Annotated in this window: 17 protein-coding genes and 1 other RNA gene; 5 read left to right on the top strand and 13 right to left on the bottom strand. The window is 51.7% G+C overall.

Annotated elements, in window-relative coordinates:
• Window positions 1-12: 12 nt before the first annotated feature.
• Window positions 13-411: a transfer-messenger RNA gene (ssrA, locus tag IPM52_12165) on the top strand.
• 99 nt (window positions 412-510) lie between these two features.
• Here ssrA and IPM52_12160 read toward each other — a convergent pair.
• The 6 genes from IPM52_12160 to IPM52_12135 all read right to left on the bottom strand — a co-directional run bounded on the left by IPM52_12160 (window position 511) and on the right by IPM52_12135 (window position 11,158).
• Window positions 511-1,890 carry a SusD/RagB family nutrient-binding outer membrane lipoprotein gene (locus IPM52_12160; protein MBK9292364.1) on the bottom strand — a complete coding sequence of 460 codons (1,380 nt, stop codon included), beginning with the start codon at window positions 1,888-1,890 and terminating at the stop codon, window positions 511-513.
• A 47-nt stretch (window positions 1,891-1,937) separates the two neighbouring features.
• Entirely contained in the window at window positions 1,938-5,147 is a 3,210-nt protein-coding gene (locus IPM52_12155; GenBank protein MBK9292363.1) for a SusC/RagA family TonB-linked outer membrane protein, read from the bottom strand.
• 250 nt (window positions 5,148-5,397) lie between these two features.
• Window positions 5,398-6,891 (bottom strand): RagB/SusD family nutrient uptake outer membrane protein, encoded by a 1,494-nt coding sequence (locus IPM52_12150; protein MBK9292362.1) that lies wholly within the window; start codon window positions 6,889-6,891, stop codon window positions 5,398-5,400.
• A 19-nt stretch (window positions 6,892-6,910) separates the two neighbouring features.
• Window positions 6,911-10,063: a SusC/RagA family TonB-linked outer membrane protein gene (locus IPM52_12145; GenBank protein ID MBK9292361.1), complete on the bottom strand. Its 3,153-nt coding sequence runs from the start codon at window positions 10,061-10,063 to the stop codon at window positions 6,911-6,913.
• Window positions 10,064-10,263: 200 nt separating this feature from the next.
• Window positions 10,264-10,692 (bottom strand): hypothetical protein, encoded by a 429-nt coding sequence (locus IPM52_12140; protein ID MBK9292360.1) that lies wholly within the window; start codon window positions 10,690-10,692, stop codon window positions 10,264-10,266.
• A 22-nt stretch (window positions 10,693-10,714) separates the two neighbouring features.
• Window positions 10,715-11,158, bottom strand: coding sequence for a hypothetical protein (locus IPM52_12135; GenBank protein MBK9292359.1), 444 nt, complete (start codon window positions 11,156-11,158; stop codon window positions 10,715-10,717).
• 94 nt (window positions 11,159-11,252) lie between these two features.
• Here IPM52_12135 and IPM52_12130 point away from each other — a divergent pair, with 94 nt between their 5' ends.
• A complete protein-coding gene (locus IPM52_12130; GenBank protein MBK9292358.1) occupies window positions 11,253-11,573 on the top strand; it encodes a thioredoxin family protein in 321 nt (106 codons plus the stop codon).
• 4 nt (window positions 11,574-11,577) lie between these two features.
• On the opposite strand, the gene hutH is transcribed toward IPM52_12130, so the two are convergent.
• From hutH to IPM52_12115, 3 genes are all read right to left on the bottom strand, one after another.
• The gene (hutH, locus tag IPM52_12125; protein MBK9292357.1) at window positions 11,578-13,095 is read right to left on the bottom strand and encodes a histidine ammonia-lyase; all 1,518 of its coding nucleotides are present in this window, start codon (window positions 13,093-13,095) and stop codon (window positions 11,578-11,580) included.
• Between the two features lie 65 nt (window positions 13,096-13,160).
• Window positions 13,161-14,543: a histidine--tRNA ligase gene (locus IPM52_12120; protein MBK9292356.1), complete on the bottom strand. Its 1,383-nt coding sequence runs from the start codon at window positions 14,541-14,543 to the stop codon at window positions 13,161-13,163.
• Between the two features lie 65 nt (window positions 14,544-14,608).
• The gene (locus IPM52_12115) at window positions 14,609-15,085 is read right to left on the bottom strand and encodes a WbuC family cupin fold metalloprotein (protein ID MBK9292355.1); all 477 of its coding nucleotides are present in this window, start codon (window positions 15,083-15,085) and stop codon (window positions 14,609-14,611) included.
• Window positions 15,086-15,288: 203 nt separating this feature from the next.
• On the opposite strand from IPM52_12115, the gene IPM52_12110 reads away from it, so the two are divergent.
• Window positions 15,289-16,593, top strand: a complete 1,305-nt coding sequence (locus tag IPM52_12110; GenBank protein MBK9292354.1) for a sodium:proton antiporter — start codon at window positions 15,289-15,291, stop codon at window positions 16,591-16,593.
• Between the two features lie 84 nt (window positions 16,594-16,677).
• Here IPM52_12110 and ettA read toward each other — a convergent pair whose 3' ends face one another.
• The 4 genes from ettA to IPM52_12090 form a co-directional block, all read right to left on the bottom strand.
• A complete protein-coding gene (gene ettA / locus IPM52_12105; protein MBK9292353.1) occupies window positions 16,678-18,357 on the bottom strand; it encodes an energy-dependent translational throttle protein EttA in 1,680 nt (559 codons plus the stop codon).
• A gap of 58 nt (window positions 18,358-18,415) precedes the next feature.
• Complete coding sequence (locus tag IPM52_12100) at window positions 18,416-19,606, bottom strand: glycosyltransferase (GenBank protein MBK9292352.1); 1,191 nt, start codon at window positions 19,604-19,606, stop codon at window positions 18,416-18,418.
• Window positions 19,607-19,672: 66 nt separating this feature from the next.
• Window positions 19,673-20,890 carry a glycosyltransferase family 4 protein gene (locus IPM52_12095; GenBank protein MBK9292351.1) on the bottom strand — a complete coding sequence of 406 codons (1,218 nt, stop codon included), beginning with the start codon at window positions 20,888-20,890 and terminating at the stop codon, window positions 19,673-19,675.
• Window positions 20,887-22,353 carry an LptF/LptG family permease gene (locus IPM52_12090; protein ID MBK9292350.1) on the bottom strand — a complete coding sequence of 489 codons (1,467 nt, stop codon included), beginning with the start codon at window positions 22,351-22,353 and terminating at the stop codon, window positions 20,887-20,889. Before IPM52_12090 ends, IPM52_12095 begins: the two co-directional genes overlap by 4 nt.
• A 120-nt stretch (window positions 22,354-22,473) precedes the next feature.
• On the opposite strand from IPM52_12090, the gene IPM52_12085 reads away from it, so the two are divergent.
• On the top strand, window positions 22,474-23,232 hold the full coding sequence (locus IPM52_12085) for a hypothetical protein (GenBank protein MBK9292349.1): 759 nt from the start codon (window positions 22,474-22,476) through the stop codon (window positions 23,230-23,232).
• Between the two features lie 13 nt (window positions 23,233-23,245).
• A complete protein-coding gene (locus IPM52_12080) occupies window positions 23,246-24,469 on the top strand; it encodes a 3-deoxy-D-manno-octulosonic acid transferase (protein MBK9292348.1) in 1,224 nt (407 codons plus the stop codon).
• The last annotated feature ends 9 nt before the right edge of the window (window positions 24,470-24,478 follow it).

Here is a 24,478-nt window from a genome sequence, read left to right as displayed (position 1 = left end):
CCCTATAACCACGGGACTGACAGGTTTTGACAGCAAGCAGAGTGGTTATGTAAGCATGCCGAGCCTTGCGATGACGCTCGTAAATCCTGATCGCGAACAATAATTGGCGAAACTAACTACGCTCTCGCTGCTTAATCGAAGCACAGTAGATTGAAGCTTAATCGGGGTGCAAGGCGCCCTGACGAGACATCCCGCAGGTGGAGATGCCCGATTCCGGCCTGAGCACGGGGTGCACATCAAGTTCGGGATAGTCCGGCAGTTGCTCCGCCTGCCGGGCGAAATTCAGGAGCTAAGACATGGTTCCGGATGCCGTTTTCCAGGCCATGTACGAAAACCAACAAACGGCTAAGCATGTAGAAAGCATGGTTGCTCCTTGTTTGGACGCGGGTTCGAATCCCGCCAGTTCCACCAGAAAAGCTCCTGATCGGGAGCTTTTTTTATTGCCCAACATAAACAGGGGAGGCTGCCTGACTGGCAGCCTCCCCTGTTAATTAGCTATCAATACTGATTTTACTGATCCCACCAAACCTTGTTCGTCACGGTGAGACCGGCAGGCATGTTGGGGTTATACAGACGTTCGTCGGTAGGATAGAGGTAACGACGGGGCGTCTGATCACCAACTACACCAGCCGGAAGGGCAAGCGAGGGCATACCGGTGCGGCGCCAGTCAACCCAGGTTTCGGAGCTCATAAACATGGCAATATATTTGCCGGTCATGATCTTTTCCATGGTGATGGAGCTGGCCGTTTCGCTGGCATTGTCAGCCTCCCATGCAGCATTGCTCACGCCATGCTTTGCAAGCGAAGCTTTGACTGCATCGTTGTAGGCAGTTGCAGCCCTTGCTTTATCTGTTTCGAAGAAGGCCTCGGCCTCGATGAATTTTACTTCGAAGTAGTTCATGAGGAACACTGGCGAGTTGTTCGAGGCATAGGCGGGTCCGATCCATGCGGCATTCACGTTGTTTTCGCCCGGGCCGGAACCAACGTATTCGTCAGCCGATTTCTTGTCGAAATAACGGGGAATACGCGGGTCGTTGTTGGCCTTCATCAGGTCAACAATTCTTTTGCCTACGCGGATATCGCCGCGCTGCTGGTCAAACTGGAAGCGGGGGTTGTTGGCCGAAGCAGCTGTTCCGAAATTGATCTGGAAGTCGCCGCTGTTGTCAGCAATCAGTCCGCCCTGATTGATCAGGTCGCGAACAGGTCCGTAGCCATTTCTTTTGGAAAGATGGAGGGCATAGCGAACTTTCAGCGATTTGCCCAGGGCTACCCATTTGGCAGCGTTGCCAGCATACACAAGGTCGGCTGCGCCGGGTACGGGAGCGCCCACAGGAGAGGCCTGGCTCAGTTTGGCAATACCTTCATCCAGGAGGGTGTTGATGGTTTGATAGAGCTTTTCCTGGGTATCGTATTTGGGGGTCAGGTTTCCGGTTTCACCCTGAAGTGCATCGCTGTAGGGTGCATCGCCCCAAACGTCGGTAATCATACCAAGGGTATAGGCAGTCATGATCTTGCCAACACCTTCAAAATGAGGCGCATTCTGATCGACAGCCTTTTTTACCAGGATGTCAAGGTTCTTCAGAATTTCGGCATAGAGTGTATTCCAGAGGTTGTTCTGGTCAGATTCGAGCACCGAATAACGCTCGAGCGCTGCCGACTGGCGGTCAACGCCTGAGAGGTGCTGCATCCACATGCCCGACACGCGGCTGTGGTCGCCACCAATCACATAGGCAAGCCCCCCCTGGGTGGCAGGCAACAGCAGTGCCATCGAAACGTCGGCAGGGTTGTTGGGGTTCTTGTTGATGTCTGTATCAATCCATTTTTTGCAGCCCGAAATCATCACTGCAATCAACAGAAACAGACTAACGCTTTTGATGATATTGTTTCTCATTTTCTTAAAATTTTTCATGTTAGTGTTTTGTCAACATTGGTGATTGATTACAGCGTAAGGCGCAAACCAAATGTGTAACTCTTCACGCCAGGCATGTTGAAGTAGTCGAGACCCTGTCCGTTGCCAGCGCCAATAAGGCTGGTTTCGGGATCGACACCGGTGTATGGTGTGCTCAGCCAGAGGTTGCGGCCGGTAAAGAACACTTCGGCACTGTTGAGGAAGGTTTTGGTGAGCAGCGAGCGGTTCAGGGCGTATGAGAGGGTCAGCTCACGCAGACGCACCCAGTCGGTGCTTTCCACAAACTGCCCGGCAGGTCCGGTGAAGCCGCTACCTTCGCCATTGCGATACCAGTCGATATCCTTAGCTACCTTGATATCATTGGGTTGTCCGTTCGACATTTTCACACCTTCAAACACATAAACAGCGCCATCTCCGCGCGATTCGGTGTCTTTGTGTGTACCGAAGAAGTACATGGCGCCTTTGGTGCCATTCCACATCTTGCCGCCTTTCTTGATGTCGAACAGGAAGCTGAGCGACAAGCCCTTCCAGCTCAGGCTGTTGTTGATACCCATCGTCCAGTCGGGCATCACATTACCAAGGTTGGTTTCATCCTCATCGCTTTCAGGATAACCGTAGTTCCATGCGTTTGGATCGTCCACAATCAGGATATTGCCATTGGCATCACGTTTCCAGTCGTTGCCAAAAATGCTTCCATAAGGCTGACCTACAACGGCACGTGTTTGCGAACCCACAAAACCTGCCAGGAATACGTTTTCAACACCCTCAGCCAGTTGGAGAACTTCGTTCACGTTCTTGGTAAAGTTCACATCAATGTTCCAATTCAGGTTTTTGGTTTGAACCGGCACACCGCGCAAGGTAAGCTCAATACCTTTGCTCACCATTGTAGCTGCGTTCAGGTTGGCAGCATAGTAGCCCGACGACTTGGCAATCGGCACCGAAAGGATGAGTTTTTCGTTCTTGTTGTCGTACCAGGTGAAATCGAGGCCCAATCGGTTTTTAAAGAATTTAAGATCGAAACCAACTTCGAATGATTTCAGGAACTCGGGTTCCAGCTCACTATTTGGCAAGGTTGTCGAGAGTGTGAATCCGGGTTGTCCGAGGAAGGGGAAGCTGATACCATCGGTCCAGCCATCGGCAAAAGCTGCACCAGTAAAGGTGGAAAGCGTTCCGTATGCAAATGCATCATTGGCAATGATGGCATACGAAGCCCTTATTTTACCGTAAGGAAGCACTGCATTGTCTTTCAATGCGGGCAGTTCGGTAAATACAAACGAACCGTTGAACGATGGGAAGAAGAAGGAGTTGTTTTCTTCCGGCAGGGTGGTTGACCATTCGTTGCGGCCTGTGGCATTAAAATACAGCATGTTCTTGTACGAAATGCCAAGGTCGGCAAAAATGGCAGCTGTGCGCTTTCTCGATTTGGATTCACGTGTGATGTAGGTAGCTGCATTCGAGAGGTGATAGAACTCCGGAACAGTCAGGTCATCTCCCTGAACGTAGAGGTTTTGGAACGAGGTCTGGAACATGTTCTGACCAAGGAGGGCATTGAAAGTGATGTCCTCGTTGATTTTCTTGTTGATATTGAAAAGCAGGTCGGAGTTAATGTCCTGAACAAAGAATTGTTGTTCATAAATGCGGCCGTTGGGTGCAGTGCGCGAACCACGAGCAAAGAATTGTTTGCGGCGATCGCTGTACCAGTCGGTACCAATACGGTATGTTACCGACAACCATTCGTTTGCCATATAGCTGAGGGCAGTGTGACCGGTAAGACGGTTTACAATGTCCTTGAACTGGTTCATGTTCACTGTCCAGAAGGGGTTGTCGTATCCGCCACCACGGTAAGCATTGCGCTGGCGACCGTCGGGGAGCATGTAGGAAGCCCTGTCGTTTACCGGGTCGTCTGAACCACCGGTTATATCGAAGTTAGGGGGCATACGCATGAGGGCAAGCATCACACCCGAGGTATTCGATCCTTGCTGGATTCGGATACCACCCGAATTGGTATAGGCAAGCCTGGTCTCCGACTTGAACTTATCGGAAAGCTTGCTTTCGCTGTTGAGCGAAATATTAGTCCTGTCGAAGGTATTGTTCGGCACAACACCTTTATTGGAAGAGTTTGCAATCGAAAGGTAATAGGAGTTGTTGTCGCTTCCGCCACTGATGGCAATGGAGTTATTGTAGGCGACACCTGTCTGGAAGAAGTTGCCGACATTGTCGTAAGCCGGCACTGGCAACGCACCTGCAGGAGCATTGGCAGCTGGAACGATGTTACCTTGTGGATAATAAGGATTATCGGTAGCTCCGTCGAATCGCAGGTCAGCCAGGGCCGGACCCCAGACTGCAGTTGTTGTGGGGCTGTATGTTCCAACACCCTGGGCATATTTATTTTGCATCTCGGGCAATTGGGAAACCTGCTCAAAAGTAACCGAGCTGTTGAAAGCCACGCTCGACCTTCTGCCCGAAGAAGCCGAACCCTTTTTGGTGGTAATAATCACAGCGCCGTTTGCTGCACGCAGACCGTAGAGCGCAGTTGCAGCACCGCCTTTGAGGATGTTTACACTCTCGATGTCTTCAGGGTTGAGGTCAACCACGCGGTTAGAAAGTGCTACACCATAAAGGAGGTTGTTGCTTCCATCGTCCGGGTTACCGGAGGTAAGCTGCGAGTTGTCGATCGGCACACCATCAATAACGAACAAGGGCTGGTTGTTGCCGGTGATGGAAGCCGTACCACGGATGGTCATAAACGAAGACGCACCTGCAGCTCCGGAAGAGTTGATGATTTGCACACCGGCAACCTTTCCAGTAAGTGCATTGATGGGGTTTGTGGCAGCCGAGCGCACAATAGCATCCGAGCCAACCGACTGAACGGCATAACCCAGCGCTTTGCTCTCGCGCGATACGCCGATGGCCGTGACGACCACTTCGTCGATCTGGAACACGTCTGGCTCCATCACAACGTTGATACTGGTCTGATTACCCAGGGGCACCTCCACTGTCCTCATCGAAACATAGGAGAAGACCAGTGTCCGGTGCTCCGGACGCACATTGATCTGATACTTCCCGTCCAGGTCGGTTATGGCCCCGATGGTCGTGCCTTTGACAACGACCGTCACACCGGGAATCCCCATACCATCCTGAGAACTGGTAACTTTACCAGACACGGTTCTTGTTTGCGCAAAGGCACTACTCATGCCGGCAGCAATCAAGAACACCAACAAAACAGCAATTTTTCTCATACTGGTGAATTTTGGTTAATTTAGGTAGTTAAACAATCATAAAATGATCTTCCTTTCCAAAGCGGTCGCTAATTTAACGAATAAAACTTCAAATAATCCAAATAAAAAGTTTTAGGAAAATTAATCAGAACAATGGTATAGCGAAGCATTAGTGCGAAATATTTTTATTAGACTAAGTTACCACTCAAAAGGTTGCACAAAAAAAGCGACCCCTGTTCAGGGTCGCTTTTTCAGTATTCATGGCTGATTATCAGGGGTTTTCCTGAATCAGCCTGTTAGTATTGAGCTCATTTTGCGGAATGGGCCAAACATAGGCTACCGAGCTTACCGGAACAGAAGGCACGGTTCCCTTGGCAGCAAATGGCTGAAGTTTGCGGGTAACATCCATGCTGCGGAGACCTTCGCCAAGGAACTCGAGGTTGCGCTCGAGCATCAGGCGGCTCATGAAAGCATCGCGGTTGGCAAAGTCGGCTGCGCTAAGGTCGGCTGCATTGGGATTGGAGCGTTTGAACACTGCGTTGAGCAAAGCGACAGCCCTGTTGCTGGGCCAGGCTTTCATTGCTTCTGCTTCAGCAAGGTTGAGCAGCACTTCGGCATACCGAATTACAGGCACAAAGTCGGTGTGAGGGAAAGACATGTATTTCTTGAGGAAAATATGTCCGGTTCCACCGATGGTGTGGGGCTCAACAAAATTCTTGCGGAAGTCGTCGGCAGGGAACACCGTGCTGGTCCAAAGCACACTTTGCTGGTTGATGGGATACTCATTGTTTCCGATCTGCATTCCGGTTTTGGAAACAGAGAAGTAATGTGCCAGGCCGTTTTGTGTGCCGGGGAGCTCAGTGGCCGACATGGGCATGCTGAAGATGGACTCGCTTGTGGTGTAGGGCGGACGGAAGATGCTCTCGAAATTGTCGGCCAGGGCATAAGCCACACCTGAGGGTGCAGTGAAGGGCGCATTGGCCGAAACAAGCTTGTTGGCTTCTTCGATCACCTTATCCCAGTTTTCCATGTGCAGGTACACACGCGACTTGATGGCAGCCACAGATCCCTTGTGGATACGGGTAACCTTGGCCACATCATTATCGCCGGAAACTGCGGGAAGCAGATTTTCGGCCTCGTTAAGGTCGGAAAGGATCTGCTGATAGGTTTCACTAATAGTGGAGCGAGCCATATCGTTCTCGGCGCCCGACTTCACGAATTTCAGACGCAATACCATCCCCAGTCCATTGGCGTCTTGTTTGTAGGGACGGGCATAGAGCTGCGACAGGTGGAAGTAAGCCAGACCGCGCAGTGCAAGGGCTTCGCCTTTGAACTGATTGAACTCGGCTTCGGTGAGGAGGTTTTTCGACAGGATATTCTGCTTGTTTTCTTCCATTCCGTCGAGAAAGAGGTTGATGCGACCAATGGCAGCATACACCGCATCCCAGAGGTTCTGCACTTCGTTGGTGCTGGGGGTCAGGTTGTGGCCCCAGGTGAGCAGACCTGTAACACCATTTTGCTGCAGGTTGAGGAAGTCATCGCTGCGGATGTCGTTGTAAACCAGATAGCGACCACCCAGGTATTGGCCATTTTTGAATGAAGCATAAATTCCATTTACCTGTCCGACAATGCGGTCGCGGGTTTCAAAAGCTGTTCTGTCGGAGATGGATGTGCGAGGTGTCGGGTCGAGCAAATCCTTGTGGCACGAGGTGAACACCATCGCTATCAGCAAAACCAGTGCGGAATATGTGATATTTCTTTTCATGTGATTGATCAATTTTAAATTAGAATACCAGGTTCATACCGAATGAGATGGTTCTGGCCTGAGGCACAGTGTTCCTGTCCACACCAGGGGTGAGGTTGGCATCGCCATTGGAGGAGATTTCGGGGTCAGCTCCGGTGTAGCCGGTGAAAACAAAGGCATTGAACATCTGAGCATAGAACCTTACCCTGTTGATGCTGTTCTTGCGCAGGAAGTCGTTTTTAAGGGTGTAACCAAGGCCGATGTTGCGGACTTTCAGGTAGTCACCTTTTTCAACGTTCTGCGACTGAACCATGGTGGAGCCGTTGGAGATATTGTCGCCCCAGATAGGCTTGGGAATGTCGGTAATGTCGCCAGGGTTCTTCCAGTAGGTCTCGGCCACTTCGGCAGAGTTGTTCCAGTTACGCTGGTCGCGCAGACCGGCTTTTGAGCCGTTGTACACATAGAAGCCCAGTGCATAGGTAAGACCCATGTTGAAATCGAGGTTGCCAAAAGTCAGGTTGTTGTCCATACCGCCGAAGAACTTCGGGATGGCGCTTCCCAGCACGGTACCATCGTTGGCAATGTCGATCGGACGGGAGAAGGTACCGTCTTCGAGCTGCCAGCGCTGTGCTGCAGGCTTGCTGAAGTCGAAGTAAACCTTGGTTTTGGTAATTTCTCCAGTGTTCGGGTCTTTGTCGCGACGATAGAAGATACGGCGACCGGTTTGCGGGTCAACACCACCGGTTTCCACACCCCAGATTGAACCTACTGGATAACCAACAAGGGTACGGTTGGTAGTTTCGAGCTGGGTTACACCTACTATATATGGTACACCGTCGGCGAGCTCAGTAACTTCGTTCTTCAGATAGTTGAAGTTGAAGGTTGTTGTCCAGTCGAGTTTATTGTTGCGGACGTTGACGCTGGTGAGCTGGAATTCGATACCGGAGTTCACCATGGCACCGACGTTCATAGGCAGGGTATTGCCTGGGATACCTTTTGAAGGCGACTGGGGTACGTTGAGGATGAGGCCGTTCTGGTTGTTGTGGAAATAGTTCAGCTCAAACTGGAAGCGGTCGTTCATGATTGCCCATGCCAGACCTACGTCCATTTTGTTGGAAGTTTCCCACTGCAGGTCAAGGTTACCGGCCTGGTTGAAGAAGAGGCTGGCATTGCCGTTATAGGTTCCAGCAGCATAAAGGAACAACGAAGCAAAATCGCTTACACCACTAATGTTACCAACCCTTCCGTATGAGCCTTTGATACGAAGATCGGAGAACAGTTGGCCGAGTCCGCTTTCCTGGAAGAAGCCTTCATTCGAAATGTTCCACATGAGGCTGGCACCACCGAAGTTACCGTATTTGTTGCCCGGAGCGAGACCTGAGAAACCGTCGCGGCGGAGCGATGCTTCAAGGTAGTACTTCCTGTCCCAATTCAGATTGATACGTCCGAAGGTTGAAGTAAAGAAGTTTTCGCTCAACAGCGCTGCCGGGGGTTGCTGAGGTGTGGTAAACGAGCCCTGATAGTCCTGGAAGAAGGGGTCGGCAAGTCCGGTTCTGCGGCCCGACCAGCCGTCAAACTGGGTGTACTGTTCTTCCAAACCAAGCAGAAATGCAGTATTGAGTTTTTCGGCAATTGTGGTTGAATAATTGAGGGTATTGGTCCAGTTCCAGCGCTTGCGGCGGTCGAAATAGTTATAGGCTTCGCCACCGTTGGTGCGGCCATCACCGTGCAGGGGGTGCCAGAAGGTCTTGGACTCGATCTGGCTGTAGTCGATGCCATAGGTAGTGCGCAGGAAGAGGTTCTTGTAAACTTCAAGGTTGGCAAAGAACGATCCCAGCACACGGTCGCTTTGGGCATTGTTGTAATTCTTGTCGAAAAGGAACTGCGGATGGAAGAAGCCTACAGGCTGGGTATTTTTGCGAAGACCCACACGGTTGTTGGGGTAGTCGATGTTATAATCGCCATTGGGCAGCATAACCGGCACGATGGGCGCGGTCACAAATGCCAGACGTCCGGCACCAGCGGTTGCGAAGTTTGCACCTGCAATCGAACCTGTCTGGGGTGCATTGGCAAAGGTGTTGGTGTAGCCAGCACTACCGCCCACTGTGAAGGCTTTGCTTACTTTGTGGTCGATGTTGAAGCGGAAGCTGCGGCGCTCAAGCTGGTTGGTGCGGATGATACCATCTGTATTGGAATATCCGGCCGAGAAATTGTAAGTAGTGTTGGGGCTTGCACCCGAAACCGAAAGGGCATGGCTATGCTGGAAACCAGTGCGGTAAACTACGTCGTTCCAGTTGGTATTGACCACCTTGCCATCAATGGTGTCGAGCTGATATGCAGGAGCAAGTCCGGCATTTTCGCGTGCCTTGTTTTTGGTTTCTACAAATTGATACGCATCCATGAGGTCGTAGAGGCGGTAGGGGGAGTTCCAACCTACGGAGACATCATAGGTAACGGTTACTTTGCCCTGCTGTCCGCGGCGGGTAGTAACAAGAACTACACCATTGGCAGCACGTGAACCGTAGATGGCGGTGGCCGAGGCGTCTTTGAGTACTTCGATACTCTCGATATCGGCAGGGTTGATGTCGGCCAGGGGGTTGACCGGGGTGGCATTGCGGCCAAAGTCGCCGGTGAACACCGGTACGCCATCAATCACATACAAGGGACTCGAACTGCCCGAGATGGAGTTTACGCCACGCACCCTGATTACAGGCGGGTTGCCAAGCACGGCATTGGGCACGGTTACCGTCACACCGGCTGCCTTTCCTTGCAAGGCCATGTCGAAGGTTTGAACCGGGATGGTGCGCAGGTTTTCGCCTTTAACCTTGGACACAGAGCCCGAAACGTCGCGACGTGTCTGCACACCGTAGCCGACCACAACGATCTCTTCGAGCGCCTTCACATCGGCCTGCATGGATACATTGATCAGCGAACGGCCTGCAATGTCCACTTCCTGAGTCTGCAATCCCACAAAGGAGAAGACCAGGGTGCGGGCATTGGCCGGCACATCGAGCTGATACTTACCGTCGAGGTTGGTAGTAGTTCCGACCGTGGTGCCCTTGACGACCACCGTTACGCCCGGAATGCCACTACCATCCTCAGCGCTCGTCACCGTACCGGTGATTACGCGTTGAGCGAGCACAACCTGCATGGAAAAAAAGATGCAGGCCAGCAACAAGGTAATTTTTCTCATACTGATGAATTTTGGTTAGTGAATTGATTAGTGAAAATGAATCGAAAATCCTTTACATATAAATTTATTTTAACCTTTTCCGGGACGAAAATAAACCAAACTTAACCAATTCTGCAAATAAAATTAAAGATTCCTATCGATTTCGATAAATTCCTGCAGTATCTTAACCGAATGAGAATTGTTCCGAAAAACAGCATAGCTTAATTATACATCTCATTATCAGTATCTTCAAAATTTGTCCCCTTCCTAGGTGGGGCAAGCTGACTTTTTCCGTTTACCAACAGGCAGGTGCCGATCAGCAACAATTCCGCAACTGGCCTGAGCAAGGCCTGGCCTTCGGCACGGGCAAACTGCAAGGCAAGCCATATGCCTCCGGCAACGGTGAGCAGCCATAAACCTGCTTTGAGCCTCCTGAATGCGATCAAAATCAAACCGGCCAGAATGGCAAGATGAAGAAATGCGATAAGTAAGAGGAGTTGCATGAAACTGTCACGAGAGATGAAATGAGGATAAAGATCCCATATCCTTGCCTGTTGCTCCGACCACCACAGCGGAAGCATGAGCAAAATGAGCGAAAGAAGGTAATAGGCCAGTGTGAGCGTAAAAACAAAGAGCTGCCGTTTGCCCATATGCTGTGAAGTTGGCAAGAAATCAGGACATGATATCGCGAAAACGGAGATACATTAATATAAATAGGGTGGTTAGCATGAGATCGAAACCCGGAAAGACACCGGCAGGTTTGTAAATATAGACAGAGGAAAAGATAATGATGAGCAATTGAGAGATGGCATAGAGGTGAAAACCGGCTTTTTGCAACATCCACATAAAACGAACCCCCACAAACGAAACCACATTGAGAAGTGCGGCTATCAGGAAAAACTCCCTCGGGATGGATTGGATGATGCGGAGCTGCTCGCCCAGCTGAAACATGCCATCGGATTGCATCAGCTCCAGGATGTGCCGGTAGTTGATATACACGAAAAAACCACTAACTGCACTCAGCGCCGATCCGATAAAACTAAGCACACAAAGAAGGCTGAGCAAGTGCGGACGCCGGATTTTCTGCTCAAATTCGGGAAGATGTCCTGTTTCCAAACGATAAACTGTTTATGGCTGGCGAATATAATAATAAGGTATAATCCGGGCCGGTTTTGGCGCTAAATTTGCACAAAGAATAGCACAACACCACATGATGACCGTTGAAACATTGAAAGCACTGCCGCATAGACACGAAGCACTTTTGATCTATTTCTATCACGATCAGTGCGCTCCCTGCCTGAGCCTCAGACCTAAAGTAAAATCATTGGTTGAGGAGCGCTTTCCCAAAATCGCGCTTGAATTTGTGGATGCCCTTGCCTATCCGGAACTCCCTGCTTCAATGGGTGTTTTTGGATTTCCCACATTGATCCTCTTTCTGGAAGGGGCCGAGTTTGGCCGTTGGAGCAAGTTTGTTTCGGTGGCTCAGCTCGAGGAACAGATCGAGCGGCCTTATCAATTGCTTTTTGGCTAAGCCATCAAATACCGCTTACCAGGGCATCCGGCAGCTCGACGGGCACATTACGCAGAAAGTCCACAGATTTGTGCATATGCACATACATCAGTGTATCTTCCTGAATAAAAGGGACTTCCTTGCGGTAGGCGCTGATAAACTGTTCAATAGTCGGAGAGCTCTTTGCTGGACGCCTGAACTCGAGTGCCTGGGCAGCAGTAAACAGCTCGATGGCCAGAATTTGTTCGAGGTTTTGCACCACCTTCCAGGCCTTTGTAGCTGCGTTGGCTCCCATGCTCACATGGTCTTCCTGTCCTTGCGACGATTCAATGCTGTCCACAGAAGCCGGGGTGCAGAGTTGTTTGTTCTGGCTGACGATGCTGGCCGCGGTGTAGTGCGGTATCATAAAACCAGAATTTAGCCCGGGGTTTGCGACCAGAAATGGTGGCAATCCGCGCTTTCCGTTGAGCAACTGGTAGGTACGACGCTCGGAGATGTTGCCCCATTCGGCAGCGGCAACAGCCAGATGATCCAGGGCCAGGGCAAGAGGCTGGCCGTGAAAGTTACCGGCCGAGAGCACAAGGTCGGCCTCAGGGAAAATGGTGGGATTGTCGGTTACCGAGTTGATTTCCTGGCTGAAGACCTGTGCCACGTAATTCATGGCATCGACTGAGGCCCCGTGCACCTGCGGAATGCAACGGAAGCTGTAAGGGTCCTGCACATGCGCTTTTGGCCTGTTGATCAGCTGGCTGCCCTCAAGGATCTGACGTATGCGGCGGGCAGTTTCAATCTGACCCCGGTGCGGTCGTATCTGATGCACTGCCTCGTAAAATGGTTCGATCCGGCCATCGAAAGCTTCGAGCGAGATGGCGCCAATCAGGTCGGCCAGAATGGATAGCCTGAAAAGTTTGATCAGGCTCATCACGCCATAAGCACTCATAAATTGTGTGCCATTGAGCAAAGCCAGGCCTTCTTTCGATTGGAGGCTGATGGGTTTCCAGGCCATCATGCGGTTGAATTCGGCCGACGACAGCACGGCTCCTTTGACACGCACTTCGCCGAGACCCAACAAGGGGAGGCTCAGATGTGCAAGCGGGGCGAGGTCGCCTGATGCGCCCAGCGATCCCATCTGATACACTACAGGATACACCTCGCGGTTGTAGAGCTCGATGAGCCGCTCGACGGTTTGCACCTGTACGCCGGAATGCCCGTAGGACAGGCTCTGAATCTTGAGCAGCAGCATCAGCTGCACAATGTCAGCGGGCACCTCCTCGCCCGTGCCGCAGGCGTGCGACATCACCAGGTTGCGTTGAAGGGTACCCAGGTCGTGCCTGGAAATTTTCGTGTCGCAAAGCGATCCGAAACCCGTGTTGACGCCATAGATGGGATCGGTTTGCTGTTCCATCCTGCGGTCGAGGTAGGTACGGCAGTTTTGGATGCGGTTGCGGGCATCGTACGAGAGGGCTAGCTTGCGTTTGTTGCGCAAGATGTCGAAGATCGTGGCAAAAGTGAGCTTTTCGCTGCTGATGTAATGCACGCTCATGTGCGTTGGTTTTGGTTTGAAACGACAGGTGCTTGGGCAAGCCTGTCAATTATTTTGCTTCCCTGCTATTTGATGTCTGTGTTTTCCAACAGTTGCTGAATCTCGGGCAGCAGTTGTGCCGCATCTACTGATTTTTGAACTCCCGAACGCATATCCTTCACCGTAAAACTTTGGTTCTGAAGCTCAGTTTCGCCCGCCATAACCACTATGGCTATATTTTTCTGGTCGGCATAACGCATTTGTTTTTTCAGCTTTTCAGCCGAAGGAAACAGTTCAGTATTGATGCCTTTCTGCCTTAGCTGCCGCACGAAAGGCCAGCAGAAGCGCTCGCTTTCTTCACCGAAATTGAGAAACAACACGCTGGTTGAATCGGCCGAAGAGGGCGGAAACAGGCCCAGCTCGTTCATCACGTCGTAAATGCGGTCGGCGCCAAAGCTGATCCCCACACCCGACATGCCTGGCATGCCAAACACCCCTGTAAGGTTGTCGTAGCGGCCTCCCCCGCATATGCTGCCAATGGCCGCATCGAGCGCCTTCACCTCGAAAATGGCTCCCGTGTAGTAATTCAGGCCCCTGGCAAGGGTGAGGTCGAGTTCAATATTTACACTCAAATCACTCATTTCGAGATATCTGAATAATGTGAACATCTCTTCAATGCCTTTGGCTCCTTCGGCGGTGTGGCCGATGAGCTGATGCAGTTTTTCGAGTTTTTCACGGGTGCCACCCGTCATGAATAGCACCGGTTGAAGCGCATCAATAGCCTGGGCGGGCAATCCCCTTTCGGCAAGCTCTTCGTTCACTTTTTCGATGCCTATTTTGTCGAGCTTATCGATGGCCATCGTGATATCGAGGAGCCGGTCGGGTTGCCCGATGGCTGCGGCTATGCCGGCAAGTATCTTTCTGTTGTTGATTATGACCACTACCCTGATTCCCAGGCGGCTGAACACCATATCAACCATTTGTACCAGTTCGGCCTCATTGAGCAGGGAGTCGCTGCCAACCACATCGGCATCGCATTGATAGAACTCGCGGTATCGTCCTTTTTGCGGACGATCGGCACGCCATACCGGCTGAATCTGATAGCGGCGGAAAGGCATAGGCAGGTCGTTGCGGTTTTGAACCACAAAACGGGCAAAAGGCACCGTGAGGTCGTAGCGCAAACCTTTTTCAGCAATCAGCGGGAGCAGTTGGCCGCTGCCCTGAATTCTTGTCAGGTCAACGCCTTGGAGAAAATCGCCTGAGTTGAGGATGCGGAAAAGCAGTTTATCGCCTTCTTCCCCATACTTTCCGAGCAGGGTGCTGAGGTTTTCCATGGCAGGTGTTTCGATTGGCTGGTAACCAAAGCGCCTGAAAACCTGCCTGATGGTGTCGAAAATGTAGTTGCGGCGCGCCATGAGCTCCGGGCCAAAATCGCGCGTGCCTTTAGGTATGGAGGGTTTGGATGTCATCGATTGCGTTTGTGGCGCAAAGTTAGGGATTTTGCCAGGTTTGATGCCGGATCAGAAAATGGAGTTCAGCCTTTTGCGCCGGTTAGTTCAAGGATGCGCGCAATAAACGCACTGCAAGCCTCACTGCCCTCTTCGGGTGCCCAGGGAGCAAATTTTTTGTCAGTGTTTTGGTCGTAGGGTCCATCTTTAACTTCGTAGGCCACCGAACCTGGCAGCAATGCAATCATGCTGTGATAGCGATTGGGCGCAATTTCGCAGGCGTAGTTGCCAAGTTCTGCATCGAGCACAATATGATCGTGAATGGCGCCGTCGTGCTCATATTCCACAACCATGAAACGACCTCGCAGACAGATGAACACTTCCCTTTTGTCGGGCTGATGGTGCAGATGTGGCCTGATATAGGTGCCCGGCTCCATGGCATTGAGCATGCGCTGTAGCGTATCGTGATCGCCATCGTGAAAATTGTGGTTGATGCGCCGGCGTGGCGATGCCGATGCCACAGCGGACAGCTTGTCGAGCAATTGGTTGTCAATTTTGATCATATACCGGGATTTTGATTCAAAGAAAAGGAGAAATATGCAGTTACAGATCGTTTGGCAGCGTTTCATAAGAACTTCAGAACAATCATATGAAAAAAACTGCATTTATTTTAACTCTTTCTAAATTACGGCATTCGGCAACATTATTCATTGTCATTCAGGATTAAGCCCATAATTTAGCGCTCCAAATTTTAAGCTTGAATTAAATGACAGACCAAATCTTAACTGACATTCCGCTTTGGGCATCAGTCCCTTTTCTGATCATGCTGCTGTTCATTGCGATAGGGCCTTTATTTTTCCACCACTGGTGGGAAGAAAACAAGAACAAACTGATTGTATCGCTTGTACTGGGCGTGCCCACAGCCATTTGGCTGATCTATAATCATCTCACCGACAGGCTGTTGCATCAGATGTTGTTCGACTACATCCCTTTCATCATCCTGCTCGGATCACTTTTCATCATCACAGGTGGCATTCAGCTCAAAGGCGACATTGAAGCAAAACCATGGATCAACACCTTGTTTCTGGCTATTGGGGGTGTGCTGGCCAGTTTCATGGGAACCACCGGCGCAGCTATGCTGCTGATCCGCCCGGTGATCAGAACCATTTCGGAGAGAAAATTTAAAGTCCACACCATTTTGTTCTTCATTGCCATTGTAGCCAATGCCGGTGGCATGCTCACCCCGCTTGGTGATCCGCCATTGTTTTTGCTCTACCTGCGTGGAGCGCCGTTTGAATGGTTTTTCGGCCTTTTTAAGGAGTGGGCATTTGTTGTGGGTGTATTACTGTTAATTTACTATATAACAGACACATACTATTACAAAAAAGAACCAAAATCAGCCATCAGAAAAGACAAATCACAAATTGAGCCCCTTTCACTTACCGGGACATACAATTTTATATTTCTGATAGGTGTTGTGCTTTCGGTAGCATTTCTGAACGAGCATTACCTGCACATCATTCATGACAACCATTATTACGGATTTGTGCGCGAAGCAGCCATGTTGCTGATGGCTGGCCTCTCGCTCTATTTCACGCCCCGTGGCCTGCGCATTGACAACAAATTTACCTGGACACCCATCATTGAGGTTGCATTTTTATTCCTCGGCATCTTTGCCACCATGATTCCTGCTTTGTTGTGGCTCAATGCCAACGCCGAAACCCTGGGGGTTTCTACTCCGGGGGCTTTCTACTATGCCACAGGCGCGCTTAGCTCGTTTCTCGACAATGCCCCAACCGCTCTGGCATTTCACAAGCTGGCACTTGGCTTGCCTATGGCTGAGGGTGTGAAACTTGTTGCAGGAATCCCTGAGGCATTGCTCACAGCCATTTCGCTTGGTGCCGTGTTCTTTGGTGCAATGACATACATTGGCAATGGTCCCAATTTCATGGTTAAAGCCATTGCTGAGGAAAACAAAATCGAGATGCCGAGCTTCTTCGGATATATGGTAAAATTTTCGCTGGTGGTGCTGTTGCCGGTTTACATTCTCACGCAATTATTGTTTGTGTAGGGCATAAATGTGCCTTAACAAGCTGAATATCAGCTCTAATTTACCAAATCACAAAAGGCCGCTTTGAGGCGGCCTTTTGTGTTGTTAGTCTTGTTTCAGTTTTTTGAAACGTATGCGCGAAGGGGCCGCGTCGCCCAGACGTTTGCGTTTGTTTTCTTCGTATTCGGTGTAGGAACCTTCGAAGAAATACACCTGCGAGTTGCCCTCGAAAGCCAGAATATGGGTGGCCACGCGGTCGAGAAACCACCTGTCGTGCGAGATGACAACGGCACAGCCCGCAAAGTTCTCCAGACCCTCTTCAAGGGCACGTAAAGTGTTGACGTCGATGTCGTTGCTCGGTTCGTCGAGCAGCAGCACATTGGCTTCCTGCCTCAGGGTGAGGGCCAGGTGCAGGCGGTTGCGTTCGCCACCCGAGAGCACACCGGCTTTCTTGTTCTGGTCGTTGCCTGTAAAGTTAAACCTGGCCACATATGCCCTGGCATTGATTGTGCGGCTGCCAAGACGGATTTCGTCGTGTCCGCCCGAGATGATTTCGAATACCGTTTTCTCAGGGTCAATCGCTTCGTGTGCCTGATCCACATAGCCGATTTTGACGGTTTCGCCCACTTCAAAATACCCTGTGTCGGGCTTTTCCAGGCCCATGATCATCCTGAAAAGGGTCGTCTTTCCGGCACCGTTTGGGCCGATGATGCCCACGATGCCATTGGGTGGCAGCGAAAAGCTGAGTCCTTCGAAGAGCAGTTTGTCGCCAAAGGCTTTGCTCACATTGTGACATTCAATCACTTTGTTGCCAAGCCTTGGTCCGTTGGGAATAAATATCTCGAGACGTTCTTCTTTTTGTCTTACATCCTCGTTGAGCAGCTTTTCGTAATTATTGAGGCGGGCTTTGGCTTTGGCATGACGGGCTTTCGGGGCCATGCGCACCCATTCGAGTTCGCGTTCGAGGGTTTTTCGGCGGCGACTCTCGGCTTTCTCTTCCATTTCGAGCCGGCGGGCTTTTTGTTCGAGCCACGAGGAGTAGTTGCCTTTCCATGGGATACCTTCGCCACGATCGAGTTCGAGTATCCATCCTGCCACATGGTCGAGAAAATACCTGTCGTGCGTTACGGCAATCACCGTACCCTTATATTGCTGCAGGTGCTGCTCGAGCCATTCAACCGACTCAGCATCAAGATGGTTGGTAGGCTCGTCGAGCAGCAGAATGTCCGGCTCGCTGAGCAACAACCGGCACAAGGCTACACGTCGGCGTTCGCCTCCCGAGAGCACGCTCACGGGCGTATCCGGATCGGGACAGCGCAAGGCATCCATGGCGATCTCAAGCTTGCGGTCGAGCTCCCAGGCGTCCTTTTGCTCAATCAGCTCGGTAAGCCTCCCCTGCTCTTCGATCAGGCGATTCATCTCGTCATCGTCCATCGGCTCAAGAAATTTGTTGTTGATTTCTTCGTAAGCCTTCAGGATGTCCACAATTTCCTGCACTCCTTCTTCCACCACCTGACGCACCGTTTTGTTCGGATCGAGTTCAGGTTCCTGGTCGAGCATACCCACAGAATAGCCGGGCGAAAAAACCACCTGGCCCTGATAGGCGGTGTCTTTGCCGGCAATGATGCGCAGCAGCGACGACTTGCCTGAGCCGTTCAGTCCGATGATGCCGATTTTAGCGCCATAGAAAAAGGACAGGTAAATATCCTTCAGGATTTGTCTGTTGGGTGGAACGATCTTACCCACCCCAACCATGGAGAAAATGATTTTTTTATCGTCAGTCACGTCTTTATATTTGTTTTACAGATACATACACAAATATTCCGATGGCAAAATTACAACACTACCTGCTGGTTTCATCAGAGGTCTTCCCGGCCGCGATGGCGCTCAGGGCCTCCGCGAGCCGGCGGGTTGCACTCTCCCAGTGGTAGTTGCGCTTTACGAAATCCTGTCCTGCACTGGACATGGCAGCCGCTTTTTCCGGGTTTTGGAGGAGTTCGAGGACGGCATTGGCCAGTTCATCAGCTTGTTGGGCCACCATAATAGCTATGCCGGCTTGTCCGCCCAGGGCCTGGTGCGCCAGGGGTGTGGTGATGCAGGGCAATCCCATCGACATGGCTTCGAGCAGCTTGTTTTGCAATCCGGTGCCAATGCGCATAGGTGCAATGAAAACTCTGGCAGCGCGATACGCATCGCGAATGTCGTCGAGCCAGCCGCTCACATGCACCAGATTGCTTTGCAGGGCTTTAACCCTGCGGTCGGGTGTGGCCCCGGCAATCAGCACGTTGGTTTGCGGACGTCTGGCCCAAACCAGCGGCATGATCTCATGCACCAGAAACTCGGCTGCGTTCACATTTGGGGGATAGGCCATGTTGCCGGTAAACACCAGGTCGAACGTCCTAGGCTGATCGTCCGGAGCAAAAAATTGCTGATCCACCCCATTGGGTATCACCACGATTTCGTGGTTTGAGGGATGAGGAATTAAATCGCGGTCGGTTGCACTGATGATGGTTTTCAGGTCGAAAATATCAAACGCCCGACGCTCATATTTGCGCAGCCGCAGGAATTCAAGTTTGTAGATTAAACTGACTGGCCATGCTGCCACGTTTGCCCGCCGTGCCATGCCCTGGCTGAACACATCCTGATAATCAAGCGCTTTGGGGAGAGGAACATCCTCCAGGTATGCGGCCACCCTGAGGAGCTGGCCATAAACCACATCCGGCCGATGGGTTTGGATGAGTTGCCTGATTGTTTTGTTTGCCTTGCTGTTATAGAAATATCCTACCTGAATTGGCTTGCCTGAAACAATGGCCTTCAGGACATTCCAGGCGATGCCGGCCGGACGCAGCCGAACGAAGGTTACCGACTTGCAGTATGGCTGCAAAGCTTTGTAGGCCTGTTGGATATCCACATTGGCCTGGGCGTTGAGTGCACACAGGTAGATGTCGTGCTGTGCCGCAAGGCACCTGATCTGGTGGAAAGCCCTGAGCTTGTCGCCTTTTTCGAGGGGCCAGGGGATTCGGGACAGAAGCACAAAAATTTTCATTACTCAGGCTTAGGCTGTGCGAAGATACGGCAGTGCGCTGAGCAGGCCAAAATGTTAGAGCGAAACACTGCTCATCTGCCTTTTGATTTCATTGTAAAAAACCAGCAAGCGCGACACCAGCACCCTGTTGTCGTATTGCTGCCTGACGAGCTGAAGCCCCCCGGCTGCTATTTTTGCCACCTTTTCGGGATGGTTGGCCAGCAAGTTTGCAAAATCAATGAAGTCGTGCAGTTTGTTGGCGATATAGATATTTTCGCCATGTGTGTAGAGGATGCCTTCGGCACCTATTTTTGTGGCTACCACCGCTTTTCCGGCGGCCATGGCTTCGATGATTTTGATGCGTATGCCGCTGCCCGACCGCAATGGCACAATGGCCACGTCGTGCGCTTCCACAAAACTCCGTGCATCATCCACTTCGCCCACCACGACCACTCCGGGCCTGTATCCTGTGACCAGCCATCCGGGCATGTACCGCCCCGCCAGCGTGAGCGTAAACTGCGGATGCAGCCGGTGCAGTTCGGGCCAGATATCTTCGAGAAACCAACGCATCCCCTCCTCGTTGGGCATCCAGTTCATGGCGCCGATGTGGAAAAATTTGTTTCCTGCCGCGTCGGCAGATTTCTGTGAAATAGCATCCGGAAACACCCCAAACGGCAGGTCGATCACCGGTTTGTGCGTGATGGCCCTGAAAAAAGCAGCGTCGTTGCGTGTGATGGCTGCGATGCCATCTACCTGCCTGATGACAGTTTTCTCAAACTTTTTGAGGGTGAAAGCCAGGTCGCGCAGGTATAGTCTTTTGAAGAGATTGGAGGTTTGTCCGGCCATGCGCTCCCATATCAGGTGCTCCACATTGTGTGCCCGGAGTACAATGGCTCCTTTGCAGTGTTTGCGGATATCGTGTATGTAAGGCGCCATGAAGACCGTTTCGAGCTGCACCACATCAAAGGGCTGCTGCCTGAGGATGCGGATGAGCCGCTCGCGAAAGCTCTCGCTGATAAAACGCTCTACATGGTACGACCTGCGCCGGATCATGCTGATCAGCGCCGGAAGCCACTTCACCCTCAGGTCGAGGTGCACCAGTTCGAGGCCTGTGGCTTTCACATAATCAGCCGGAATTGATGCCGGATCCACATTATATTTTTCAGAGTTGACAGCCAGCACCTTCACCTGGTGTCCTGCGTCAACCAGTCCCATGATTAAGCTGTTCATGGCTATTGGACCGCCTTCGCGCATTGGCCATGGCGATTTGTTGCAGATAAAAAGTACCCTCATGGCCTGAGCGTTTTAAGCGTTTCTCTGAGCCTCACGAGGTTTTTCTTCCAGGTTTCGGCATCAAGCAGAGGTGCATCGGTGGTCGATTTGAAAGTGAGAAACAAGCCCAGCGGTAAGAGCACAACCGACGACAACCACACTCCGAAAAACACATTGAGGTCGCCCACCCTGGCAGCCTTCTCGCCGGTGATGCTCAGGATATGATAGAACACAAAAAGGATGACGGCCATCACTACCGGCAAACCCAGTCCCCCCTTGCGCACAATGGCGCCCAGCGGGGCACCAACGAAAAATAACAATAGACAGGCAATGGAAAGGGTGAACTTTTTGTGCCACACGATCTCGTGTTTGCGGATATTTTCGGCCTGGTAATCAAAATCGTTTTTGTTGAAGCTCACGTTGTCGCGGTTGTTACGGGCCGCGCTCAGGGCCATTTCGATGATATTGAATTGCTCGTTTGGATGAAAGTTTTCCAGCACAGGACGTTTCATGGCAGCCGAAACCGGACGGGATGTATCAGAAGGCAAAGGCGGCTTTTTGCCTGCCAGAATGGTGGTATCTATCGTGGAGAGATATTGATAGCGCTTGAAGAACAAGTCGTTATAGCGATTGCGTCTTTCGTCGAAGCGCTGGCCGAGCGAGTCGATGAAATGGTCGAGCTGACGCAGGTTGAGCATGGTGTAATGGCTCTTGAACAAATCTTCCTGGGTGCGGGTTAGGTTGAATTCCGATAAGTCGAACTTCAGGCGTTGCTCGCTGAAACGCATGCGGTCGAACGGACGGTTGTCGCGGTAGTTGCGTGTGCTGAAGATATCCTGGTAGTTGAAGCCGTTGAACAGGGTAAAAATCACATTGCGCTGGTCGGGGCTCAGTTCCATATAGCCCCATTCGGCTGTGGTCAGCTTCACATTCCCCATGCGGTCGGTGTGGTCATAAATCTTGACGTCGTAAATGGTGCGGTTGTCTTTTTCTTTGCGCCCAACGCGTATCACATAGTTTTCGATGCCGTTGTAAAACACCCCGCCCTCGATGTTGAAGGCCAGTTTCTGCTGCCGGATATCGTAGAGCAGGGACGAAAACTTGAGGTTAGCCACCGGAAGCACATTGTTCGAAAACACAAATGCTGCGATGCTGATGAGCAGGGAGAGATACACCAGCGGCCGCATCACCTTCCAGATGGAAATGCCGGCAGCTTTCATGGCCACCAGTTCGTAATGTTCGCCCAGGTTGCCAAAAGTCATCAACGAGCTGAGCAAAATGGCCAGCGGCAGGGCCAGGGGCACAAAAGTGGCGCTGGCATAAAACATAAGCTCTGCAATGAGATGGAGCTCAAGACCTTTGCCCACGAGGTCGTCCACGTACTTCCACAGGAACTGCATGAGCAGAATGAAAAGAGCAATGAAAAAGGTGAGCACCAGCGGACCAGCGTACGACCTTAAGATGTACAGGTAGAGCTTTTTCAAGAGTCAGCTTTTGTTCGGAAACGCTGAGGCAAAGGTAATAATTGCAGCCTTTGTCCGGTTTCCGGCCCATGGCCACAGGCTTTGCAAAATGTGTAAATTTGCCCGCGATAGTTGCATCCGGTGAAACGAACAGCTGCTTTTCTTTTGTTGCTTTTTCTGGCCTTATCTGGCCTGCACGCCCAGCAGAGCGTGAAAGACTCAGTGGTATCAACTGCTTTGTTTCAGGCCAGTTACGCATTTCAGATACCAGCTGGCGACCTGCGGGAACGCTTTGGTTACAACAGCCAGATAGCTGCAGTTGTGGGATACAAAACCAACCGCAACTGGCTCTGGAACGCACACTTCGGCTTTATCTTCGGCGATCAGGTGAAAGGCAGGGAGGAGCTTTTGCGTATGATCAGCACTTCGACCGGCGAGGTGATCGACGGTGATGGCACTTACACCAGCCTGGCCCTTTTTGAGCGCGGGCTGCATCTGCAGGCCAAAGCCGGCAAGCTGTTCAGCAGCGGGTCGCCCAATCCCAACAGCGGCATCTTTGTGCAAGGGGGGCTGGGCTATCTGGCGCATCGCATCCGCATCGAAACACAGTTTGGCACCGCACCGCAACTGGCAGGCGATTACGCCAAAGGCTACGATCATCTGCGCGGCGGATTTGCTCACAGCCTGGAAGCCGGATACCTGTTTATGGGCAACAAGCGTACGCTCAACTTTTCAGCAGGTCTGGAATGGATAGCCGCCTACACCCGTCCGCTGCGCGACTACAGCTTCGACCTCATGGGCCGCGACACCCGGAAATATACCGACCACTATATCGGGCTAAGGGTTAACTGGATGATCCCTGGCTACCGCAGGGCTCCGCTGAAATACTACTACTACTGACCCCTTACCGCCAATGATCCGACTGCTCTATACCGCAACCATCTGGCTTTATGGTTTGATTGTCAGGATGGTAGCCCCATTCAACACCAAAGCTGTGATGTGGATTCGCGGACGCAGGGAAAGCAGGCAAAGAATTGCTGAAACCGATACGGGCTGGCCGTGGCTGTGGTTTCATGCGGCCTCGCTGGGCGAATTTGAACAAGGCCGTCCGGTCATCGAAGCCATTCGGAAAGCAAAGCCTCAATACCGCATCCTGCTCAGCTTTTTCTCGCCTTCGGGCTTCGAAATCAGAAAAGATTATCCTCAAGCCGACCTGGTCATCTATCTACCCGAAGACAAACCATCTGAAATCCGAAGGCATTTTGACCAGCTCGACCTCAGAGCGGTGTTTTTTATCAAATACGAGTTCTGGTACAATCTGCTTAATTATCTGCACAAACGGCAGGTGCCTTTTTATTTCTTTTCGGTGCGCTTTCGTCCGGGACAACATTTCTTCAGGTGGTACGGCCGGTGGTTTGTTGCACATCTCAGGCCGGCCAGGCATCTCTTCGTGCAGGACAACACATCGCTACACCTGCTTCGCAAGGCAGGTTTCGAACATTGCAGCATTGCCGGCGACACGCGTTTCGATAGGGTAGCCCAGCTGGTTGAAGAAGCCCCTGAACTACCTGAGATTGCTGATTTTGTGCAACAGCAGCCACTCTTTGTAGCCGGAAGCACCTGGCCGGCCGACGAAAGACTGCTGCTCCCCCTGCTCACCGAACTCCCTGATAACTACAAGATTATCATTGCCCCGCACGACATCAGCCAAAATCATGTGCGCAGCATCCGCGAAGCCTGTCCGCTGCCCGCTGTAACTTATTCCGAACGCGAAAACCTGCCCGGCGCCCGTATCATGATCATTGACAATATCGGCATGCTGTCGCGCATTTATCGTTATGCCCGCTTTGCCTACATTGGAGGCGGGTTTGGCAGAGCCATCCACAATATTCAGGAGCCTGTGGCATGGGGGCGACCGGTGATCATAGGCCCGAAGCACGAAAAATTTACCGAAGCCCTTGATTTGGTGAGGCTTGGCGGCGCTTTTGCGGTGCACAACAGCAGCCAGCTTCGCGCAGCCATGCTTCGGCTGGCGACAAACGAAGATGCCCTTGCACAAGCATCGGAAATTTGCAGGCGCTATGTGGCCGACAACCTCGGTGCCACCCAACGCATCCTCGAAAAACTCGATATCTGAGCCAAAACT

Source organism: Bacteroidota bacterium, assembly GCA_016715945.1.
In the GTDB taxonomy this organism is placed as follows: Bacteria; Bacteroidota; Bacteroidia; order Bacteroidales; family F082; genus JALNZU01.
The sequence above is the reverse complement of the archived record's forward strand: the minus strand, read 5'-3'. Positions and strand labels throughout refer to the sequence as shown.

What these genes read in the sequence shown, in the direction of transcription:
- IPM52_12115 (MBK9292355.1), bottom strand. Translation starts at nt 15,085, where the DNA reads ATGATCAAAATTGACAACCAATTGCTCGACAAGCTGTCCGCTGTGGCA.
- IPM52_12140 (MBK9292360.1), bottom strand. Translation starts at nt 10,692, where the DNA reads ATGGGCAAACGGCAGCTCTTTGTTTTTACGCTCACACTGGCCTATTAC.
- hutH (MBK9292357.1), bottom strand. Translation starts at nt 13,095, where the DNA reads ATGAGCGTGCATTACATCAGCAGCGAAAAGCTCACTTTTGCCACGATC.
- IPM52_12150 (MBK9292362.1), bottom strand. Translation starts at nt 6,891, where the DNA reads ATGAAAAGAAATATCACATATTCCGCACTGGTTTTGCTGATAGCGATG.
- IPM52_12160 (MBK9292364.1), bottom strand. Translation starts at nt 1,890, where the DNA reads ATGAGAAACAATATCATCAAAAGCGTTAGTCTGTTTCTGTTGATTGCA.
- IPM52_12080 (MBK9292348.1), top strand. Translation starts at nt 23,246, where the DNA reads ATGATCCGACTGCTCTATACCGCAACCATCTGGCTTTATGGTTTGATT.
- IPM52_12110 (MBK9292354.1), top strand. Translation starts at nt 15,289, where the DNA reads ATGACAGACCAAATCTTAACTGACATTCCGCTTTGGGCATCAGTCCCT.
- IPM52_12145 (MBK9292361.1), bottom strand. Translation starts at nt 10,063, where the DNA reads ATGAGAAAAATTACCTTGTTGCTGGCCTGCATCTTTTTTTCCATGCAG.
- IPM52_12130 (MBK9292358.1), top strand. Translation starts at nt 11,253, where the DNA reads ATGATGACCGTTGAAACATTGAAAGCACTGCCGCATAGACACGAAGCA.
- IPM52_12120 (MBK9292356.1), bottom strand. Translation starts at nt 14,543, where the DNA reads ATGACATCCAAACCCTCCATACCTAAAGGCACGCGCGATTTTGGCCCG.
- IPM52_12095 (MBK9292351.1), bottom strand. Translation starts at nt 20,890, where the DNA reads ATGAGGGTACTTTTTATCTGCAACAAATCGCCATGGCCAATGCGCGAA.
- IPM52_12155 (MBK9292363.1), bottom strand. Translation starts at nt 5,147, where the DNA reads ATGAGAAAAATTGCTGTTTTGTTGGTGTTCTTGATTGCTGCCGGCATG.